The organism is Tenacibaculum sp. XPcli2-G (assembly GCF_024124505.1).
Taxonomy (GTDB): domain Bacteria; phylum Bacteroidota; class Bacteroidia; order Flavobacteriales; family Flavobacteriaceae; genus Polaribacter; species Polaribacter mesophilus.
On sequence record NZ_JAMXSH010000001.1, the window covers coordinates 598,580 to 616,915 of the forward strand.

Here is an 18,336-nt window from a genome sequence, read left to right on the forward strand (position 1 = left end):
TTAAGATTGGGTTTTTTCTTCTTTAGTGTGTAGAAGACGCGTTAGTTTAATAGATAAATCTAACAAAATAATTTTAGCATTTCCGTTTCTTTCAATATGATACTGTGCGTCACTTACTTCTTTTTCTATGATTAAGATATTAGCACTATGAATAAACGGAGCAAATTTTGCGAGTTCGAAGTTTGCAGACTGAGTTTCTAAAAAAACTAAATCTGGCGTTCCGTAATTTAGAAGTAAAGCTTGCCTAAAAAATTGCAAACAATACTGTAAGAATTGTTTTTGAGTTTCTCTACCAGATTTAGCAATTTCTTCAGACCAACCAATTAAATCTTGAATAACAGCGGCATTTCCTTTGGCTCTAAATGCAGCCCTAATCCAAGTAATAAACCATTGTTCAAAAACTAAATCGTTTGAATTGTTGTTTAAAATGTGTAGAGCCTTGTTATAATTCCCTTCTGATTGATGAGCAATCTTTATTGCTTCGTTCTCTGATATTTCTTTTTGTTGTGTTAGAGCATTGGCTATGTCACTTTCACTTAGTGCTGGGAAGTGCAATGCCTGACATCGAGATTTTATGGTATTAATAATTTGCTCTTCATCTTCAGTAATAAGGATGAAAATAGTTTTACTAGGTGGCTCTTCAATCAGTTTTAATAATTTGTTAGAGGCGGCAATGTTCATCTTTTCTGCCATCCAAATAATCATTACTTTAAAACCACCTTCGTATGATTTTAACTGTAATTTTTTTACAATGTCTTCCGCTTCATCAACACCAATTTGTCCTTGTTTATTTTCAACACCAATATGTTGTAACCAATTAAACAAACTTCCATAAGGTTGCTCCTCTATAAAAGACCTCCAATCATCTAAAAATAAATTACTAACTGGGTGCTTTTTAACAGAATCATTTGTAGTTACAGGAAACGCAAAATGTAAATCAGGGTGTTGTAGTTTGCTACATTTAATATTACAAGCTTCTATATTGTCGGAGAAGTTACATAATAAGAATTGAGCGTAGGCAATTGCCATTGGTAAAGTACCACTACCTTCTTTACCAACAAAGAGTTGTGCATGCGGAATTCTGTTATTTTCAGCCGATTGCTGTAGGTGGTTTTTTATATGTTCTTGCCCAAGAATATCGTCGAAAGTCATACTACAAATATAAGACATCAAATAGAGAGAGCAACCTATTAAATAAATCATAATATTGTGTTTGTATACTGTTTAGAACGATTCTATTTTAGTATATTTGCAAGCTAAAAATATATCTTTTGAGTACTATCGCATCGTTACATTTAGGGGAAAAAGGAATTATATCTGAAGAGTGCTTGGATAAAATTCCGTTGAAATTATTAGAAATGGGGTGTTTACCCGGAAGTGAAGTAGAGTTGCTTCAAATAGCTCCATTAAAAGACCCAATGTATATATGTGTAAACGGAAGTCATTTAGCGATTCGAAAAGAAACAGCTTGTCAAATTTCAATTATAAAACTATAGCTGATGAGTAATCGTATTAATGTAGCCTTAATTGGAAATCCTAATACAGGTAAAACATCATTGTTTAATCAGTTAACAGGGTTAAACCAAAAAGTAGGAAATTACCCTGGTGTTACGGTTGACAAAAAACAAGGGGTTTGTAAATTGCCTAATGGTAAAAATGCAACGATTACTGATTTGCCTGGTACTTATAGTATTAATCCCACCTCTATAGATGAAAGCATTGTTTTAAAAACTTTGATGACTACGCATCAAGAAGAAAAGCCAGATGTAATTGTAGTAGTTGCTGATATTGAAAATTTAAAAAGAAACTTATTACTCTTTTCGCAAATTCAAGATTTAGAAGTTCCGACGATTTTAGCGTTAAACATGGCTGATCAATTAAAGCGAAAAGGGATTTCTATAGATGTGCCAGCCTTAGAAAAAGAACTACATACCAAAGTAGTGTTAATGTCGGCAAGGACTAACGAGGGAGTTGATGACTTAAAAAAAGAAGTAGCTAATTATAATTCGTTAAAAGTACACTCAACTTTCAACGAATTATCTCAAAAGATAGATAGTGCTTACTTTGAAAAGTTAGCTAAAGTAAGTAATGAATTTACAGCTTATGAGTTGTGGATGATGCTTACAAAAAATCATAAACCATTACTTTCTTCCTCAGAAAAAGAAGCAATAAAAGAATTTGAAGGAGAAATTACAAAGCAAAAAAAGTATCAACATAAAGAAACTATATATAGATATCAGCAAATAAATGCTGTTTTAAATAAAACCTACAAGGTAGATGCTTCTAAAGCTACGGATGTACGTAGTAAACTAGATAGAGTTTTTACTCATAAAATATTTGGGTATGTTATTTTCTTTGGATTGTTATTATTGATATTTCAATCTATTTTCGATTGGGCTTCTACTCCCATGGATCTTATTGATGGTTTATTTGCTGATATCGCAGAGTTTACTAAAGCGCAACTACCTGCAGGAATGTTCACCGATATATTAACTGACGGAATTATTCCTGGAGTAGGTGGTGTAGTAATCTTTATACCTCAAATAGCTATTTTATTCTTGTTTATATCTATTCTTGAAGAAACAGGTTATATGAGTAGAGTAGTATTTTTAATGGATAAAATTATGCGTCGCTTTGGAATGAGTGGTAAAAGTGTAATTCCATTAATTTCAGGTACTGCATGTGCTATTCCAGCAATTATGGCAACTAGAACTATTGCTAGTTGGAAAGAACGATTAATCACTATTTTGGTAACACCCTTTACAACCTGTTCAGCACGATTACCGGTGTATGCAATTTTAATAGCATTAATTATTCCTGATACTAAGTTGTTTGGTTTTTTAAGTTTACAAGGGTTTACTTTATTAGCATTATATATTTTAGGTTTTGCTGCAGCAATTATCGCAGCATATATTTTGCATAAAACATTGAAAATAAAAAACAACTCACTTTTTGTGGTTGAAATGCCTAATTATAAGATACCATCAGTGAAAAATGTGTTTTTTGATGTCTTAGATAAAACAAAAGCATTTGTTTTTGGAGCAGGAAAAATCATTTTAGCAATTTCAATAGTACTTTGGTTTTTAGCGTCTCATGGACCATCATCTTATGAAAATGCTGAGAAAAGTGTTATAGAGAATACTGCAAATAAAAATCTTTCAGAAGAAGATTTAGCTAAAAAAATAGCATCTGCTAAGTTGGCAAACTCATATATAGGAATTGCAGGAAAAACAATAGAACCAGTTGTTAAACCATTAGGTTATGACTGGAAAATAGGTATTGGACTAATTAGTTCTTTTGCAGCAAGAGAAGTGTTTATAGGAACATTAGCTACTATCTATAGCGTAGAAGACGATGGAGAAGATACAACGACTATAAAACAAAAAATGAGGTCAGAAATAAACCCGGAAACAGGAGAAAAAAGATTCAACCTTGCTACGGGAATTTCTTTATTGTTATTTTATGCGTTTGCAATGCAATGTATGGCAACACTAGCAATAGTAAAAAGGGAAACAAAAAGTTGGAAGTGGCCAATGGTTCAACTAGCAAGTATGGGAGTTTTGGCTTATTTATCAGCATTTATAGCCTATCAATTTTTAAGTTAATGCAAGAAGTTTTAACATATCTAGTCGTTTGTGGAGCCGTTATTTTTTTAGTGAAAAAGTTCTTTTTTAAGCCTAAAAAAAATAGCAGCTGTGATACAAACTGTAACTGTTCTTAAGCAAGAAATGATAAATAACCAAACTGTTTTTTTACAAAAGATGTATGTTTGTGGTATCATCCTTGTAGGAAGTAGATAAATTATAATTAGTAAAAAACTAAAATGAAAAAAATAGTATTAGCAGCTGTAGTTTTTGTCAGTTCTCTCACGTATGCACAGCAAGAGGTAAAAGTAGATTTACTAGACGCATTGGCTTTTAAAACGTTAGAGGTGTCTTATGAGTATTATACAACTGATCGTTCTTCGGTTGGTATTTCAGCTTTGTTTAACTTTGAAAAAAAATCAGCAGATTTTAGATACAATGAAGAACGAATGTTTACTCCTTTTTTTCGTCATTACTTTACAAACAATAGCAATTGGAACTATTTTGGAGAAGTTTTTATGGGAATAAATACAGGAGAAAGAAAAGTTGAAGTTCAAGGGAGTACAATAAAAAAATATAAGGAATATACTGACGGAGCTTTAGGTTTAGCCTTTGGTTCAAAATACGTATCGTCTGGAGGATTTGTACTTGATGTATATGGAGGTTTAGGGAGGAACCTATTTACTTCAGAAGCTCGATCAATTGTGCCAAGAGTAGGAATAAATTTAGGGTATCGTTTTTAAGGTGCTCAACTTAAATAAAAATAAAAAGCTCGTTATTACGAGCTTTTTGTTTATATATAATATATCATTCATTAAGTAACTTATTCAGTTGGAATTTGCTTTTTGCTTTTAATCAAATTAGCAAAAACAAAACTCAATATAGCAGGTAATACCCACCCTAAATTATGATTAGCAAAGGGAATGTTGTTTTTTATTTCAACTAAGTAATTAGGATTGATAATAAAGCCTAAAAAATCTGGAATGCTAAATAAAAAGGTTACTGCTACTACACTTTTAAAAACTAAAGTTGAAGTATATTTTTCAGGTAGTACATTTAGTACAATTAAAACAATAGTAATTGGATAAATAAACATCAAAGAAGGTAGTGCAATATTGATAATATATTTCACATCAAATTGGCCAACGGCAATTCCTAGTAAACAGCTAATAATAGCAGTAATTGTAAAGACCTTTTGAGAGTTATTGCTAATTCCTTTAAAATAATCGGCAGTTCCAGTAATAATTCCAACCGCTGTTGTAAAACAAGCCAAAGCAACTAAAACACTAAGAAAAATACTTCCAATATTCCCTAAAGTTTGATTGCTCAGAGAGTTTAAGATTTCTGTTCTATTAGCACTTTCAGAAAAGGTAGAACTAAATAAAACACCGTTGTAAATAAGGCCAGCATAAATAATTAATAAGCCTATACCAGCAATAAAACCTGCTTTGGTAATAAGCTCTTTTTTCTCTTCAAAAGTTGTATTCGTGTTAAAATTCATTGAAATGACTAAGACACCACCAACAACTATGGAAGCAATGGCATCAAAAGTTTGATATCCTTCTAACAAACCATCAACAAATGGAGCTTTAAGGGTAGTTGGAGCAATCATATCAGGAGCTGTAAAAAAACCAACGAAAATAATAGCTAATAAAATGATTATAATAAGAGGTGTTAAAAACTTGCCTAGTAGGTTTAGTACTTTTGACCGGTTCATGGTAAAAAGAAAAACAAGTCCGAAATAAATTGTACTAGTAACTAAAGAACTACTGTTGCTAAAGTAAGGAGCAATGGCCATTTCATGAGTAACCGAAGCAGTTCTAGGTGCAGGTAAAGCAATACAAATAGTGTATACAACAAAGCAATATATAAGACTAAAAATTGGAGAGACTTTTTTGCCAAAATCATACATAGTACCCTGTAGTTTGGCATGGGCTAAAATACCTATCATAGGAATAATAACAGCAGTAATAAAAAAGCCAATAGTTACCCAAAACCATAAGCTTCCAGCATTTTTTCCTAAAAATGGAGGTAAAATTAAATTACCAGCTCCAAAAAACATTGAAAATAAAGCAAATCCGTTTATAAATATCTCCTTAGTTTTGTGCATTGCTTAACAAATTAGTAAGCGACGAATATACATTAAAAAATGATTGCAAAATTTAAGGAAACCACTGTTTTTTATACAGATACTGGTAAAGGAAGTAGTATTGTTTTATTACACGGATTTTTAGAAAATAGGACTATGTGGAATGAGGTGGTTGATGAGTTATCCAGAAAAAATCGCGTGATTTGTATTGACTTATTAGGGCATGGAAAAACAGGATGTGTTGGGTATATTCATACGATGGAAGAAATGGCAGAAGCAGTAAAATCTGTTTTAAGAGAATTAAAAATTCGTCGAGCTACCTTTATTGGACATTCCATGGGGGGATATGTTGCTTTGGCATTTACAGAAAAATATCAAAAAAATGTAAAAGGAATTTGTTTGATGAACTCTACCTCTCAAGCAGATAGTGAAGAACGAAAAAAGTTACGACTCAGAGCTGTTGAAATGGCTAAGGAAAATTACGAAACATTGGTAAAAATGTCAATTAGCAACTTGTTTGCAGAGAATATGCGTTTACAGTTATCCGAAGAAATAGAAAAAATAAGAGAAGAAGCCTTAAAAACACATGTTAGAGGATATATTGCAGCAACAGAGGGAATGCGTTTGCGAGAAAACAAGGAAGTTGTTTTACAAACAATAGAAAAGAGATTGATGATAGCAGGAAAAAATGACCCAATATTAAATTATACTACTGTTGAAGAAGAAGCAAAGAGAACTAATACCTCATTAATTGCAATACCAAACGGACATATGAGTCATGTTGAAGCAAAAGAAGAACTATTAAAAGCACTAACCAACTTTATAAAAGCTTGATAAAATCTGTTACTTTTGTAGCGTACAAAAAGAATACACCTCATGAAAACTCATCATTTAGCCAAACAAAATTCTATTCTTAATAAATTCCTAGCTGAACTCAGAGACACATCAGTTCAAAAAGATTCAATGCGTTTTCGTAGAAATATCGAACGAATAGGTGAAGTGATAGGATACGAGTTAAGTAAAGAGTTAAACTATAAGGTTAAAGAAATAACAACGCCTTTAGGAACAAAAAAGGTAGAATTGCCAGAAAATGATATAGTATTGTGTTCTATTCTTAGAGCAGGGTTACCACTACACAATGGAGTTTTAAACTATTTTGATGATGCAGAGAATGCATTTATATCAGCATATCGCCATCACCCAAACAATGACGAAGAGTTTGAAATCGTGGTAGGGTATTTTGCTTCGCCTTCAATAGATGGAAAAACATTATTACTTATAGATCCTATGTTGGCAACAGGCCGTTCAATGGTTGAGGTTTATGAGGGCATAAAAAAGTATGGAACTCCAAAAGAAATAATAATAGCTTCGGTTATTGGTTCAGTTCAAGGTGTAGAATATGTAGCTAAACACTTACCAGAGAGCACTACTTTATGGATTGGTGATATTGATGAAAAACTAAATGATAAAGGCTATATAGTGCCAGGTTTAGGAGATGCAGGTGATTTAGCTTATGGAGCAAAAATGTAGTTTATGCAATAGCACTCATTGTAAAAGACACTATTAAGAATAAGAGAATAATAACATCAGCATACCATTTTTTTTGAAAAAACTCAATTCCATTAGCTAAAATAACAGAAACAGGGAATAATACATATAAAAACTCACTTCCAGAACCGTCTTGAACTAAAAGTAAAATAGCTGTAGTTATTACAAGATGAGTAAGAATTAATATCCAGTTTTTTCTAAATTTATTTTTAATAGCAAGTGCCTTTGGGCTTTTTAAAAAAATAGAAGCTATTAAAAAAAAGCTTATGAAAAGAATAGGGAACAAATACTTTTCATGAGAATAAAAGCTTAAATCAGGGTAAAAATCCCAATCAAAAAGTAACCAAAATTTTTCAAGGTTATCATACCAAAAATAGTAGGTGAAGTATAAAAAAACAGGAGAGCAAAAAGCAATTATAGGAGTTAATAATGTTTGATAAGTAAATCGTTGATGCAAAAATATAGATAGGTAAAGTAATATTAATAATAAAGGAGCATAAGGTTCTATTAAAAACGATACTCCAAGCCACAAACCACCATCAAACAATTTATGCAGCATGTTTTTTGAAGACTGTAAACTGTATACTTTTCGTAAAAAAAGAAGTATAGTTAAGTTAGCATAAAAAGTTTTATTTATCTGTATAGTATCAGGAAAAAAACCTATTAGTATAACAAAAAACAAAAAAGCAAAAGAATTATCATAAGTCAATAAATTCTTGGCAAGAATAAAGTTGTATACAGAAAAAACAACTAAAAACCAACCAAGTTCTTTAATTAAATTAAAAGATAATTGCTTAGAAAAAATACTTAAAACAAAATACCCTAGAAACAGTACAAACAGTACAATAAAATTTATAGGCTTAGATTTACCGAAAAAATTGGCTAACATTGTTTCTTTTTATATTTTTGCAGCTGTAAAGATACTTAAGATATGATAGCAGGCAATATTTTTAGATGGATTGGTAGTTTATTTACCGACTTTTTATTTGCACCATTCAATTGGTTACGCTTAACGTTAGCTAAATCAGATGCAGGTTGGTGGACTTCAAACGCTGTAAACTGGTTCTTTTTATTAGTGTTATTAGTGTTATTTGCATATTGGATGAAAGAAGCTGCTCGTTTTAAAAGAGAAGGAACAGAAGATAGAGCCTAATTTCTACACACTTTGGGAAGCAAAAATAAATTAAAACGTTTCAAAGAAAATGAAACGTTTGCTAACGTTATTCAACCAACACGCGAAGAAGTAATTAACGATTTTTCTTATAAAGGAAAATGGAATACTTTTTTTAAAAACGACAATCCAATAGTTTTAGAGCTAGGTTGTGGTAAAGGAGAGTACACGATTGCTTTAGCAGAAAAAAATCCTGATAAAAACTTTATTGGAATTGATATTAAAGGTGCACGATTTTGGCGAGGAGCTAAAACAGCACTAGAAAATAACATGGAAAATGTAGCTTTTATTAGAACACAAATAGAGTTAGTAGATTATATTTTTGCTGAAAATGAAGTTTCCGAAATTTGGATTACTTTCCCAGATCCTCAAATAAAATATAAGCGTACTAAACATCGTATGACGAATTCTGAGTTTTTAAAGAAATACCATGGTATTTTAAATTCAGAAGGAACAGTCAACCTAAAAACCGATAGTGAATTCATGCATGGTTACACTTTAGGCTTATTGCATGGAGAAGGTCATGAAATTTTACATGCAAATCACGATGTGTATAAAAATGTGTATAGTCCAGAAGAGGTAACGGGCACACAAACGTTCTACGAAAAACAATATTTAGAAATCGGAAAACCGATTACTTATATAAAATTTAAACTTAATTACTAATCCTGCTTTTTTGCAGGATTTTTTGTTTTTAGGCGTTCCCCTTCGGGTCGCGCTTTCCGCGTTACATGGTAATTTGCTACAATCGCTAACGTGTTAGGTTTGTGAAAATGTCCGTTCGAGTGATTTTCAAGATTGAAATGAGTGAAAATTGTATCGAGAACCATATTCGTATATTTTTTAAAAGAACCCTATCTTTACCACATGGCAGATAAAAATTTCTTCGAAAAAGTGTACGAAGTAGCGCGTTTAATACCACATGGAAGAGTTACAAGTTATGGAGCCATAGCTACCTATTTAGGAGCAGTTCGTTCAGCAAGAATGGTTGGTTGGGCAATGAATAACTCTTCAGAAAAAGAAGTACCAGCGCATCGAGTAGTTAATAGAAAAGGATTATTAACAGGAAAACATCATTTTGATGGGACAAATCTTATGCAACAATTGTTAGAAAGTGAAGGAATAGAGGTGGTTGAGAATCAAATTCAAGATTTTGAAAAGGTATTCTGGAATCCAAGTGAAGAATTGTGATAAACTTCAAAGATATAACATACTTAAAAGAAGGAACTGTCCGACAAAAAGAAGCTCATAAAGTATTATTAGAGCTGAATATTTTTGAGCTATTAAAAAACTTTAATCCTATTTTGGTAGGTACAATACCTATCAATATTGATGTAGAATCAAGTGATTTAGATATTATTTGTCAAAGTGATAATCATGAAGAGCTTGTAAAAGTTGTGAGCGAAAACTATAGAGAGTTTTCAAGGTTTGAAGTAAAGACGATTCAATCATACAAAAACTTAAAAACAACAATCATTACATTTGAGTATAAGGCTTTTCCAATAGAGATTTTTGTACAAAATAAACTATTAGAAGAGCAAGACTCATATCTACATATGCTTATCGAATATCAAGTATTGTTAAAAGAAGGAAAAGAATTCAGGTCTAAAATTATAGCTCTAAAACAACAAGGATTTAAAACTGAACCAGCGTTTGCGCAACTTTTAGGTCTAGAGGGTAATCCGTATGAAGCGTTATTAACATACGGGTTTGAGAAAGGTTATATTTCTTGATTTTTTTCTAAAAAAATCAAGTTTAAAATCATCTATAAAACCAACTTATCAACCTATAAATATTACCAATCTAAAGACTTTATTTTCTGAGGGCTAAAACGTATCTTTGCAGTTAAGATTAAATAAAAATAAGCAACAAGCTTGTCGCTTGCTGTTTAAAGCATATAGCATAAAACATGAGTTTTAAAAAACAAGATATATACAAAGCGTTAGAAACCATAACGGCACCAGGAGAAGGTAAAAGTTTAGTAGAAAACGAAAATATAACAAATGTAGTTACATTTGGAGATGAGGTTATTGTAGATGTTACTATTTCAAATCCATCATTACAAGCAAAAAAGAAGGTAGAAGTTGAGATAATGAAAGCAATTCACCAACACGTTGATCAAAAAATCGATGTAAAAGTGAATGTGAAGGTGGAAGTTCAACAAAAAGAAAATCCAAATCAAATTAGAGGGAAAGAAATTTCCAATATTCAAAATATCATAGCTATAGCTTCAGGTAAAGGTGGAGTAGGAAAATCTACCATTACCTCAAACATGGCAGTTTCATTAGCAAAAATGGGCTTTAAAGTAGGAGTGTTAGATGCCGATGTTTATGGACCATCACAGCACTTAATGTTTGATGTAGAAAGAGAAAAACCATTAGCGGTAAACGTAAATGGGCGTTCAAAAATGAAGCCGATTGAAAGTTATGGAGTAAAACTATTATCATTAGGTTTCTTTACAGATCCAAGTCAGGCAGTGATTTGGCGTGGACCAATGGCTTCAAAAGCGTTAAATCAATTAATTTTTGATGCAGATTGGGGAGAGTTAGATTTCTTATTAATAGATTTACCTCCAGGAACAGGAGATGTACATTTATCAATAGTGCAAGCAGTACCAATTAACGGTGCGGTCGTGGTAAGTACACCTCAAAACATTGCCTTAGCAGATGCTAAAAAAGGAGTGGCAATGTTTAAACAAGAAAGTATTAACGTACCAGTATTAGGTATCGTTGAAAATATGGCGTATTTTACACCAGCAGAACTTCCTAACAATAAATATTATATTTTTGGAGAAGGAGGTGCTAAAAATTTAGCAGAAGATATTGAAACTAGTTTCTTAGGAGAAATACCATTAGTACAAAGCATACGAGAAGCAGGTGATGTTGGACACCCAGTAGCGTTACAAGAAAATACACCACTAGCAGAAGCTTTTACAGAGGTAACTAAAGAAATGGTTTCGCAACTATTAAAAAGAAATGCAAACTTACCACCAACAGAAGTAGTACGAATTACTACTATGAGTGGTTGTAGCTCAAAATAAGCAGTTATGGCAACAGAAGACATAAGAAATAACGTAGAAAAAGCGTTGGAAGAAATCCGCCCTTTTTTAGTAAGTGATGGAGGTAATATAAAATTATTATCTATAGAAAACAGTACAGTAAAAGTACAATTAGAAGGAGCTTGTAGTGGATGTTCTGTTAATCAAATGACTCTGAAAAATGGAGTAGAGGCAACAATAAAAAAATACGCACCAGAAATTAAAGAGGTAATTAATGTTGAATAACCTGATTTATATCAGGTTTTGATTAACAAAAGTATCATATTTTTGAGTTTTAAGCGTTTCCTTTACTTATTTTTTTATACAATAAGTAACACTTAAACAGGCCTTTCAATTATTAACACATACAATTCCTGCCTTATTTTTAAGGTGGGAATCTCAATATAAAAAGAAAATTTTGTTACAAAATGATAAATACAGATATACTTATTATTGGAGCAGGGCCTACTGGGCTTTTTACTGTTTTTGAAGCAGGGTTGTTAAAATTACGTTGCCATTTAATTGATGCCTTACCGCAACCAGGAGGGCAATGTTCAGAAATTTATCCCAAAAAGCCAATTTACGATATTCCAGCATATCCAGAAATTTTAGCAGGTGATTTAACCGATAAATTAATGGAACAAATTAAACAATTTGAACCAGGTTTTACACTAGGTGAACGTGCTGATACTATTGAAAAGCAAGAAGACGGAACGTTTATTGTAACTACTAATAAAGGAACAAAGCACCAAGCACCCGTAGTAGCAATTGCAGGAGGCTTAGGAAGCTTTGAACCACGTAAACCACCGATTCCTAATATTACAGATTTTGAAGACAAAGGAGTAGAATACATGATTAAAGAACCAGAAATTTATCGTGACAAAAACGTGGTAATTGCTGGAGGAGGAGACTCTGCTTTAGATTGGTCTATCTTCTTAACAGATGTGGCAAAATCTGTAACGTTAATTCACAGAAGAAATGAATTCCGTGGAGCTTTAGACTCTGTTGATAAAGTACAAGAGTTAAAAAATGAAGGTAAACTAATGTTAATTACACCAGCAGAAGTTAAAGGTATTGTAGGAGAAGAAAAGGTAGAAGGCGTAGTAGTAGAGCAAAAAGATCAAGAACCATTTACATTACCTTGTGAACATTTTATTCCGTTATTTGGATTGTCTCCAAAATTAGGCCCTATTGCAAATTGGGGATTAGAAATTGAGAAGAATGCCATAAAAGTAAATAATGCATTAGACTATCAAACAAATGTAGAAGGAATTTATGCAATTGGAGATGTAAATACATATCCAGGAAAGTTAAAATTAATTCTATGCGGATTCCATGAAGCAACCTTAATGTGCCAGAGTGCTTACAAACGTATTCATCCAGATAAAAAATATGTGATGAAGTATACGACGGTAGGTGGTGTTGATGGATTTGATGGTACTAGAAAAGAAGCCCCAAAAGCAGTAGTTAAAGCGATTAATTAAGCATGACATTAACTGAATATATACAGCAGTTATCAGAAGATAAATTATTGTACTTCGCCTTACCTGTATTTTTCATTTGCATGTTGGTAGAATACCGAATAGCAAAAGAAAAATACCATGGTAAAGACACTGGAGTATCAATGCTAATGATGGTATTTTCTGCTATTGTTGAGTTTATTCCGAAAATTTTAGCCTTCATAGCGTTTTTCTATTTGTATGAGATGAGTCCGTTAAAAGGTATAGTTCAACGTCAATGGTGGGCATGGATTTTATTGTTATTGGCTGATGATTTTGCTTATTACTGGTTTCACCGATTAAATCACGAAGTACGTTTGTTTTGGGCAGGTCATGTACCACATCATTCATCAGTGCATATGAATTTAGGAACAGCATTGCGTCAAGGAGTCGGTGAACGTATCCATAAGTTTTTCTTTTGGATGTGGATTCCTTTATTAGGATTTGATCCATTAATGATGTTTACTATGATGGGAATCAGTTTAATTTATCAGTTTTTTGTGCATACAGAATTGGTAGATAAACTTCCGAAGCCTATTGAATTAATTTTCAATACACCATCACATCATAGAGTACATCACGCATCTAATATTCGTTATTTAGATTGTAATCATGCAGGAATTTTAATTATTTGGGATCGTATCTTTGGTACTTTCTCTGAAGAATTAAAAGAAATTGATAAACCAGTATATGGATTAACCGTAAATATTGAAACGTTTAATCCAGTAAAAGTGGCTACTCATGAATATGCTGCAATTTGGAAGGATGTTAAAAGAGCTGATACATGGAGTGATAAGCTAAATTATATCTTTAACTCACCCGGTTGGACACATGATGGAGAAGATAAAAGAGCAAAAACACTTCGAAAAAAAATGAACCTGTAAAATAAAATGGAACAAGATATTACTATAAAAATTACTGATCGTGACGGGGTAACGCATGAGATACAAGCACCCACAGATATGGCAATGAATTTGATGGAAGTGGTTCGTTCGTACGAATTAGCTCCTGAAGGAACTATTGGAATTTGTGGTGGAATGGCAATGTGTGCTTCTTGTCAATGCTATGTAAAATCAGATCATGAATTGCCAGAAATGGGAGATGATGAAGAAGCAATGTTAGCAGAGGCTTTTTATGTAGAAGATAATAGCCGATTAGGGTGTCAAATACAAATGACCCCAGATTTAGATGGTTTAGAAGTTGAGTTAGCTCCAGAGAGTTAAGAACAAAAGAATAAAGTTTTTAAAGCGCAGTATTTAGTGTACACTAAATACTGCGCTTTCTTTTTATAAAATATACCACTTACGTCATTTTAAATTCCATTTGCGTCATTTAATTTGTTTGGTCTAAATATATTTTTGCTTCAAATTATTAAGACTAAATAAAAATAAATGATTCTAAAAACTCCCCCTTCATTAAAAGAATTGTCATTAAATAGTTATTTGTTTAGTGATGAGTCTGTAAAGTTATATGAAGAATACATTCAAAAAACATTTTCTTATATAGAGCGGTTTTTATCTAACAGAACTTTTTATAAAGGAGATGAGCTTGCAGAAATTCTAAAAAACAAAGAACAAGCTAAGCTAATAAATATTGAGGAAACACAAGCGATAGATAGTGTTTTAGAAGAGCTAAACAATTTATATATAAAAAATGCTATTGCTTTTCACAATCCAACTTATGTAGCACACCTAAATTGTCCAATTACACTCCCTTCTATTGTAGCAGAAATGATTGCAACTACAATTAATACAGCCGTTGAAACATGGGATCAGAGTACTTCGGCAACTTTTATAGAAGAAGAAGTAATTCAATGGACTTCAAAAGTATTTAATATGTCTGATAATTCAGATGGAGTATTCACAAGTGGAGGAACACAGTCTAACTTTATGGCAATGTTAATGGCCAGAGACGATTATGCTTTCAAACATTTTGGCATAAACATTAAGCAACATGGGTGGAGTAATGAAATAAGTAAGTTTAGAATTTTTTGTTCTGAAAAAGCCCACTTTAGTATTCAAAAAAGTGCAGCTCTTTTAGGTATGGGATATGATGCTGTTATTCCAGTAAGAGTAGATGAAAGAATGCAAATGGATACTAACGAGTTAGTCTTGGCTATAGAAAAAACAAAACAAGAAGATAATATTCCAATTGCAATAGTAGCTACATTAGGAACTACCGATTACGGTAGTTTTGATTCAATTAAAATCATAGGGAAAATTGCTAAAGAAAATCAAATGTGGCTACATGCAGATGGGGCATATGGAGGAGCCTATGCACTTACGAACACGCATAAAGAATATTTTAATGGTATTGAAATGGTTAATTCAATAACGGTTGATTTTCATAAAACTCTGTTTCAACCAGTAAGTTGTAGTGCTTTTTTGGTAAATAATAAACAATATTTTAAGTACGTATCATATTATGCAGATTATTTAAACCCTATTGAAGAGAAAGATTCTCAAAGACCAAATCTTATAGAAAAATCTATTCAAACGACACGTCGTTTCGATGCCTTAAAAGTTTGGTTAACTTTAAAAACTCTAGGAACAAAAACAATTGCTAACTACTTAGAAGAAGTACATTACCTAGCTAAAAATGTATACTTAGAAATTAAAGATAAAGACTGTTTTGAAACTGTACATGAACCAGAATTAAGCACACTAGTATTTAGGTATAAAGCACAAGGTATTAAAGAGAACAGGATTCATGATGCTATAAATTTATATATAAAGAACACTTTATACAAAGCAGGAAGAGCATCCATAGCAAGTACCAAATTAAATGGTAACATATACCTAAAATTTACGCTACTAAACCCTAAAAATACAATTAACAATCTCCTATACATTATAGAAATGATTCAAACTACAGGAGAACAATACAAAATAACAAACTAGAAAAAATGAAGAATAATACAGTTGATTTTATAGCCATAGGTGTAGGACCTTTTAACTTAGGTTTAGCTTGCTTATCAGAACCAATTGAAGATTTAAATGGAGTGTTTCTTGATAAAAAAGAAAAATTTGATTGGCATCCAGGAATGTTATTAGAAGATACAACTTTACAAGTTCCTTTCATGGCAGATCTAGTAACTCTTGCTGATCCTACAAATCCTTTTAGTTTTTTAAATTATATTAAAGAACAGGGCAGAATATATTCTTTTTACATACGAGAAAATTTCTTGTTACTTAGAAACGAATACAATCATTATTGTCAGTGGGTAATTAGTAAACTTTCTAATATATATTTTAATACAGAAGTAACGAATATAGACTACGATCAAAAAGACGGCATTTATGTAGTTACTAGTGTTTGCACAAAAACACAAGAAATTAAAATTTATAAAGCAAAAAAACTGGTTCTAGGAACAGGAACACAACCTTACATTCCTGCTTGTTGTAAAAAGTTAAAAGATATTGCTGTTCATTCATCACAATACTTACCTAACAAAGAACAACTACAAAATAAAAAAAAGATAACAGTATTGGGAAGCGGACAAAGTGCTGCTGAAATATTTTTTGATTTATTACAAGAAATAGATACTAAAGGATATGAATTGAATTGGATTACCCGCTCACCACGTTTCTTTCCTTTAGAGTATGCTAAGCTAACATTAGAAATGACTTCTCCAGAGTATGTAGATTACTTTTACAACTTACCAGCATCCAAAAGAGATGCACTCATTAAAAATCAAAAGCATTTATACAAAGGGATAAATCAAGATTTAATAGGGGCTATTCACGATACATTATACGCAAAAAGAGTCCTATCAAAAGAACCATTAAAAGTTTCATTACGTACTAACTCTGAATTGAAAACTACCAAGGTATCAGATGAAGGCATTAAACTAGAACTTCACCAAGTAGAACAAGACAAATATTTTGAACACGAAACAGACGCATTGGTTCTTGCTACAGGTTATGAATATCAATTACCTGATTTTATAGAGGGAATTTCAAACAGGATTTTATGGGATTATCAAGATCGTTTCGATGTACAGCGCAATTACAGCATAGATAAAAATCACAACGAAATCTTTGTTCAGAATGTAGAGCTACACACCCATGGTTTTGTAACCCCCGATTTAGGAATGGCTGCTTACAGAAATTCTTATATAATCAAAGAAATAACAGGAGTAGAGCATTATCCTATTGAGCAAAAGATAGCATTTCAGCAGTTTGAGGTTACACAAGAGGAAGAAATAGAACTCAATGTCTTTGCATAAAGGTATGAAGTTAAAAACATTTTTAATAGTAATGACGTTGGTTGCAGTAGTAAGTGATTATTTACTGCATCCATTTTATCCACAATTTTTTGAGCTTCGTTTTGGAATGACAAACCCTAAAAATGTAGGATATTACTTTGCAGCCATCTGTTTTATGGTAATGATTGCATTTCCATTTTGGGCATATATTTCTAAAAAAATATCAGAATTAAATATTCTAGTGTACACCCAAGCAGTTGCAGGCGTATTAGCATTGTATTGTTACTACACTACATCGTACATTAATTTTTGGGTAGTATCTCTTATCATGGTACTATTTAAAGGAAGTTATTTACTGGTATATCCGTACATTTTAAAAATCATTACAAAAGAAGAACATCCAAGTACAATCGGATTGCTTTCAGTAGTGGTACATTTAGGAGGTATTTTAGGAGCTGTGCTGGGAGGTATAACGGTAGATTATATAAACCCAAGTAGCATTTTTTTAATAATGGCAGCAGGAGATTTTATTCAAATGGCTATGAGTGGTTATTTATTAAAAAGTAAAAAGTATGCTACCGATTTAATCATTTCAGAAGAATCTACCGCTACTGATAAAAAGATAATTCCGAAAGGATTTATCTTGAAATTAGGACTAATTACGTTGATATTATACTTCAGCGACTTTTTAATTAGGCCTTTCTTTTCATCATATTGGGAAAGTTTTTCAACGTACAAAAGCAAATTGGTTTCAGGCACTATATACGCTATCCCGGGCTTTGTAGCCTTAGTAGCCTTGTGGATTAATAATAAGCGAAAATCAAAAGGGCATGAAGGAATTATAAATGCCTTGTTTATAGGGCTAATTGGACTTATGCTACAAGGAATACCCAATGAATTAGTAGTTGTTTTAGGGCGAATTATTTATGGCTGGGCAATTTTTCAAGGAGTTGTGAAATTCGACATTTTATTATTTGAATTAAGCACGCCAGAATCATACTCGGTTGATTATAGTAAAATACATTTCTTCCAAAACTTAGGTGTATTACTAGCTTCTTTAAATGTAGGAGTTATAGTCGATAGTTTCGATTTACGAATGCCTTTTATCATTGCATTAGGCGGATTTACACTCACATTGGTCTTGTACTTTATTGTATTTAAATCGGTAAGAAAAGTACATAAACAACTAGCTAAAACCTAA

20 protein-coding genes are annotated in these 18,336 nt (G+C 32.0%); 17 read left to right on the forward strand and 3 right to left on the reverse strand.

All coding sequences use genetic code 11. From position 1 onward, the window contains the following. On the reverse strand, positions 1 to 1,152 hold the full coding sequence (locus NH341_RS02650) for a DNA polymerase III subunit delta' (RefSeq protein WP_253055796.1): 1,152 nt from the start codon (positions 1,150 to 1,152) through the stop codon (positions 1 to 3). A 119-nt stretch (positions 1,153 to 1,271) separates the two neighbouring features. Between NH341_RS02650 and NH341_RS02655 the strand changes: the two genes are divergently transcribed. From NH341_RS02655 to NH341_RS02670, 3 genes are all read left to right on the forward strand, one after another. After that, on the forward strand, positions 1,272 to 1,496 hold the full coding sequence (locus tag NH341_RS02655) for a FeoA family protein (protein ID WP_047787963.1): 225 nt from the start codon (positions 1,272 to 1,274) through the stop codon (positions 1,494 to 1,496). A 3-nt stretch (positions 1,497 to 1,499) separates the two neighbouring features. After that, positions 1,500 to 3,605 carry a ferrous iron transport protein B gene (feoB, locus tag NH341_RS02660; RefSeq protein WP_253055640.1) on the forward strand — a complete coding sequence of 702 codons (2,106 nt, stop codon included), beginning with the start codon at positions 1,500 to 1,502 and terminating at the stop codon, positions 3,603 to 3,605. A 218-nt stretch (positions 3,606 to 3,823) separates the two neighbouring features. Further along, positions 3,824 to 4,327, forward strand: a complete 504-nt coding sequence (locus tag NH341_RS02670) for a DUF3575 domain-containing protein (protein WP_047787961.1) — start codon at positions 3,824 to 3,826, stop codon at positions 4,325 to 4,327. Positions 4,328 to 4,407: 80 nt separating this feature from the next. Here the strand turns inward: NH341_RS02670 and brnQ are convergent, their stop codons facing one another. After that, positions 4,408 to 5,694: a branched-chain amino acid transport system II carrier protein gene (gene brnQ, locus NH341_RS02675; protein ID WP_167712704.1), complete on the reverse strand. Its 1,287-nt coding sequence runs from the start codon at positions 5,692 to 5,694 to the stop codon at positions 4,408 to 4,410. 39 nt (positions 5,695 to 5,733) lie between these two features. Between brnQ and NH341_RS02680 the strand changes: the two genes are divergently transcribed. Together NH341_RS02680 and upp are read left to right on the forward strand one after the other, a co-directional pair. Further along, entirely contained in the window at positions 5,734 to 6,507 is a 774-nt protein-coding gene (locus tag NH341_RS02680; RefSeq protein ID WP_167712706.1) for an alpha/beta fold hydrolase, read from the forward strand. Between the two features lie 42 nt (positions 6,508 to 6,549). Then, complete coding sequence (upp, locus tag NH341_RS02685; RefSeq protein WP_073182290.1) at positions 6,550 to 7,203, forward strand: uracil phosphoribosyltransferase; 654 nt, start codon at positions 6,550 to 6,552, stop codon at positions 7,201 to 7,203. Between the two features lies 1 nt (position 7,204). Here upp and NH341_RS02690 read toward each other — a convergent pair whose 3' ends face one another. Continuing rightward, positions 7,205 to 8,110: a DUF6427 family protein gene (locus NH341_RS02690; protein WP_167712710.1), complete on the reverse strand. Its 906-nt coding sequence runs from the start codon at positions 8,108 to 8,110 to the stop codon at positions 7,205 to 7,207. Positions 8,111 to 8,152: 42 nt separating this feature from the next. Between NH341_RS02690 and NH341_RS02695 the strand changes: the two genes are divergently transcribed. The 12 genes from NH341_RS02695 to NH341_RS02750 all read left to right on the forward strand — a co-directional run bounded on the left by NH341_RS02695 (position 8,153) and on the right by NH341_RS02750 (position 18,336). Then, positions 8,153 to 8,374: a hypothetical protein gene (locus NH341_RS02695; RefSeq protein WP_047787956.1), complete on the forward strand. Its 222-nt coding sequence runs from the start codon at positions 8,153 to 8,155 to the stop codon at positions 8,372 to 8,374. 12 nt (positions 8,375 to 8,386) lie between these two features. After that, positions 8,387 to 9,058 (forward strand): tRNA (guanosine(46)-N7)-methyltransferase TrmB, encoded by a 672-nt coding sequence (gene trmB / locus NH341_RS02700; protein ID WP_125343839.1) that lies wholly within the window; start codon positions 8,387 to 8,389, stop codon positions 9,056 to 9,058. 201 nt (positions 9,059 to 9,259) lie between these two features. Beyond that, positions 9,260 to 9,583, forward strand: a complete 324-nt coding sequence (locus NH341_RS02705; protein WP_253055641.1) for an MGMT family protein — start codon at positions 9,260 to 9,262, stop codon at positions 9,581 to 9,583. Beyond that, positions 9,580 to 10,125 carry a DUF4269 domain-containing protein gene (locus tag NH341_RS02710; RefSeq protein WP_253055642.1) on the forward strand — a complete coding sequence of 182 codons (546 nt, stop codon included), beginning with the start codon at positions 9,580 to 9,582 and terminating at the stop codon, positions 10,123 to 10,125. The genes NH341_RS02705 and NH341_RS02710 overlap by 4 nt, the downstream gene beginning before the upstream one ends. A gap of 176 nt (positions 10,126 to 10,301) precedes the next feature. Further along, positions 10,302 to 11,432, forward strand: coding sequence for an Mrp/NBP35 family ATP-binding protein (locus tag NH341_RS02715; RefSeq protein WP_253055643.1), 1,131 nt, complete (start codon positions 10,302 to 10,304; stop codon positions 11,430 to 11,432). A gap of 6 nt (positions 11,433 to 11,438) precedes the next feature. Further along, positions 11,439 to 11,675: a NifU family protein gene (locus NH341_RS02720; RefSeq protein ID WP_047787951.1), complete on the forward strand. Its 237-nt coding sequence runs from the start codon at positions 11,439 to 11,441 to the stop codon at positions 11,673 to 11,675. A gap of 182 nt (positions 11,676 to 11,857) precedes the next feature. After that, complete coding sequence (locus tag NH341_RS02725) at positions 11,858 to 12,913, forward strand: NAD(P)/FAD-dependent oxidoreductase (RefSeq protein WP_047787950.1); 1,056 nt, start codon at positions 11,858 to 11,860, stop codon at positions 12,911 to 12,913. 2 nt (positions 12,914 to 12,915) lie between these two features. Then, entirely contained in the window at positions 12,916 to 13,812 is an 897-nt protein-coding gene (locus NH341_RS02730) for a sterol desaturase family protein (protein WP_073182285.1), read from the forward strand. A gap of 6 nt (positions 13,813 to 13,818) precedes the next feature. Beyond that, positions 13,819 to 14,151 (forward strand): 2Fe-2S iron-sulfur cluster-binding protein, encoded by a 333-nt coding sequence (locus tag NH341_RS02735; protein WP_073182284.1) that lies wholly within the window; start codon positions 13,819 to 13,821, stop codon positions 14,149 to 14,151. Positions 14,152 to 14,319: 168 nt separating this feature from the next. Then, positions 14,320 to 15,828, forward strand: a complete 1,509-nt coding sequence (locus NH341_RS02740; protein ID WP_253055644.1) for an aspartate aminotransferase family protein — start codon at positions 14,320 to 14,322, stop codon at positions 15,826 to 15,828. A 5-nt stretch (positions 15,829 to 15,833) separates the two neighbouring features. Beyond that, positions 15,834 to 17,156 (forward strand): lysine N(6)-hydroxylase/L-ornithine N(5)-oxygenase family protein, encoded by a 1,323-nt coding sequence (locus NH341_RS02745; RefSeq protein ID WP_253055645.1) that lies wholly within the window; start codon positions 15,834 to 15,836, stop codon positions 17,154 to 17,156. After that, positions 17,143 to 18,336: an MFS transporter gene (locus NH341_RS02750; protein ID WP_253055646.1), complete on the forward strand. Its 1,194-nt coding sequence runs from the start codon at positions 17,143 to 17,145 to the stop codon at positions 18,334 to 18,336. The genes NH341_RS02745 and NH341_RS02750 overlap by 14 nt, the downstream gene beginning before the upstream one ends.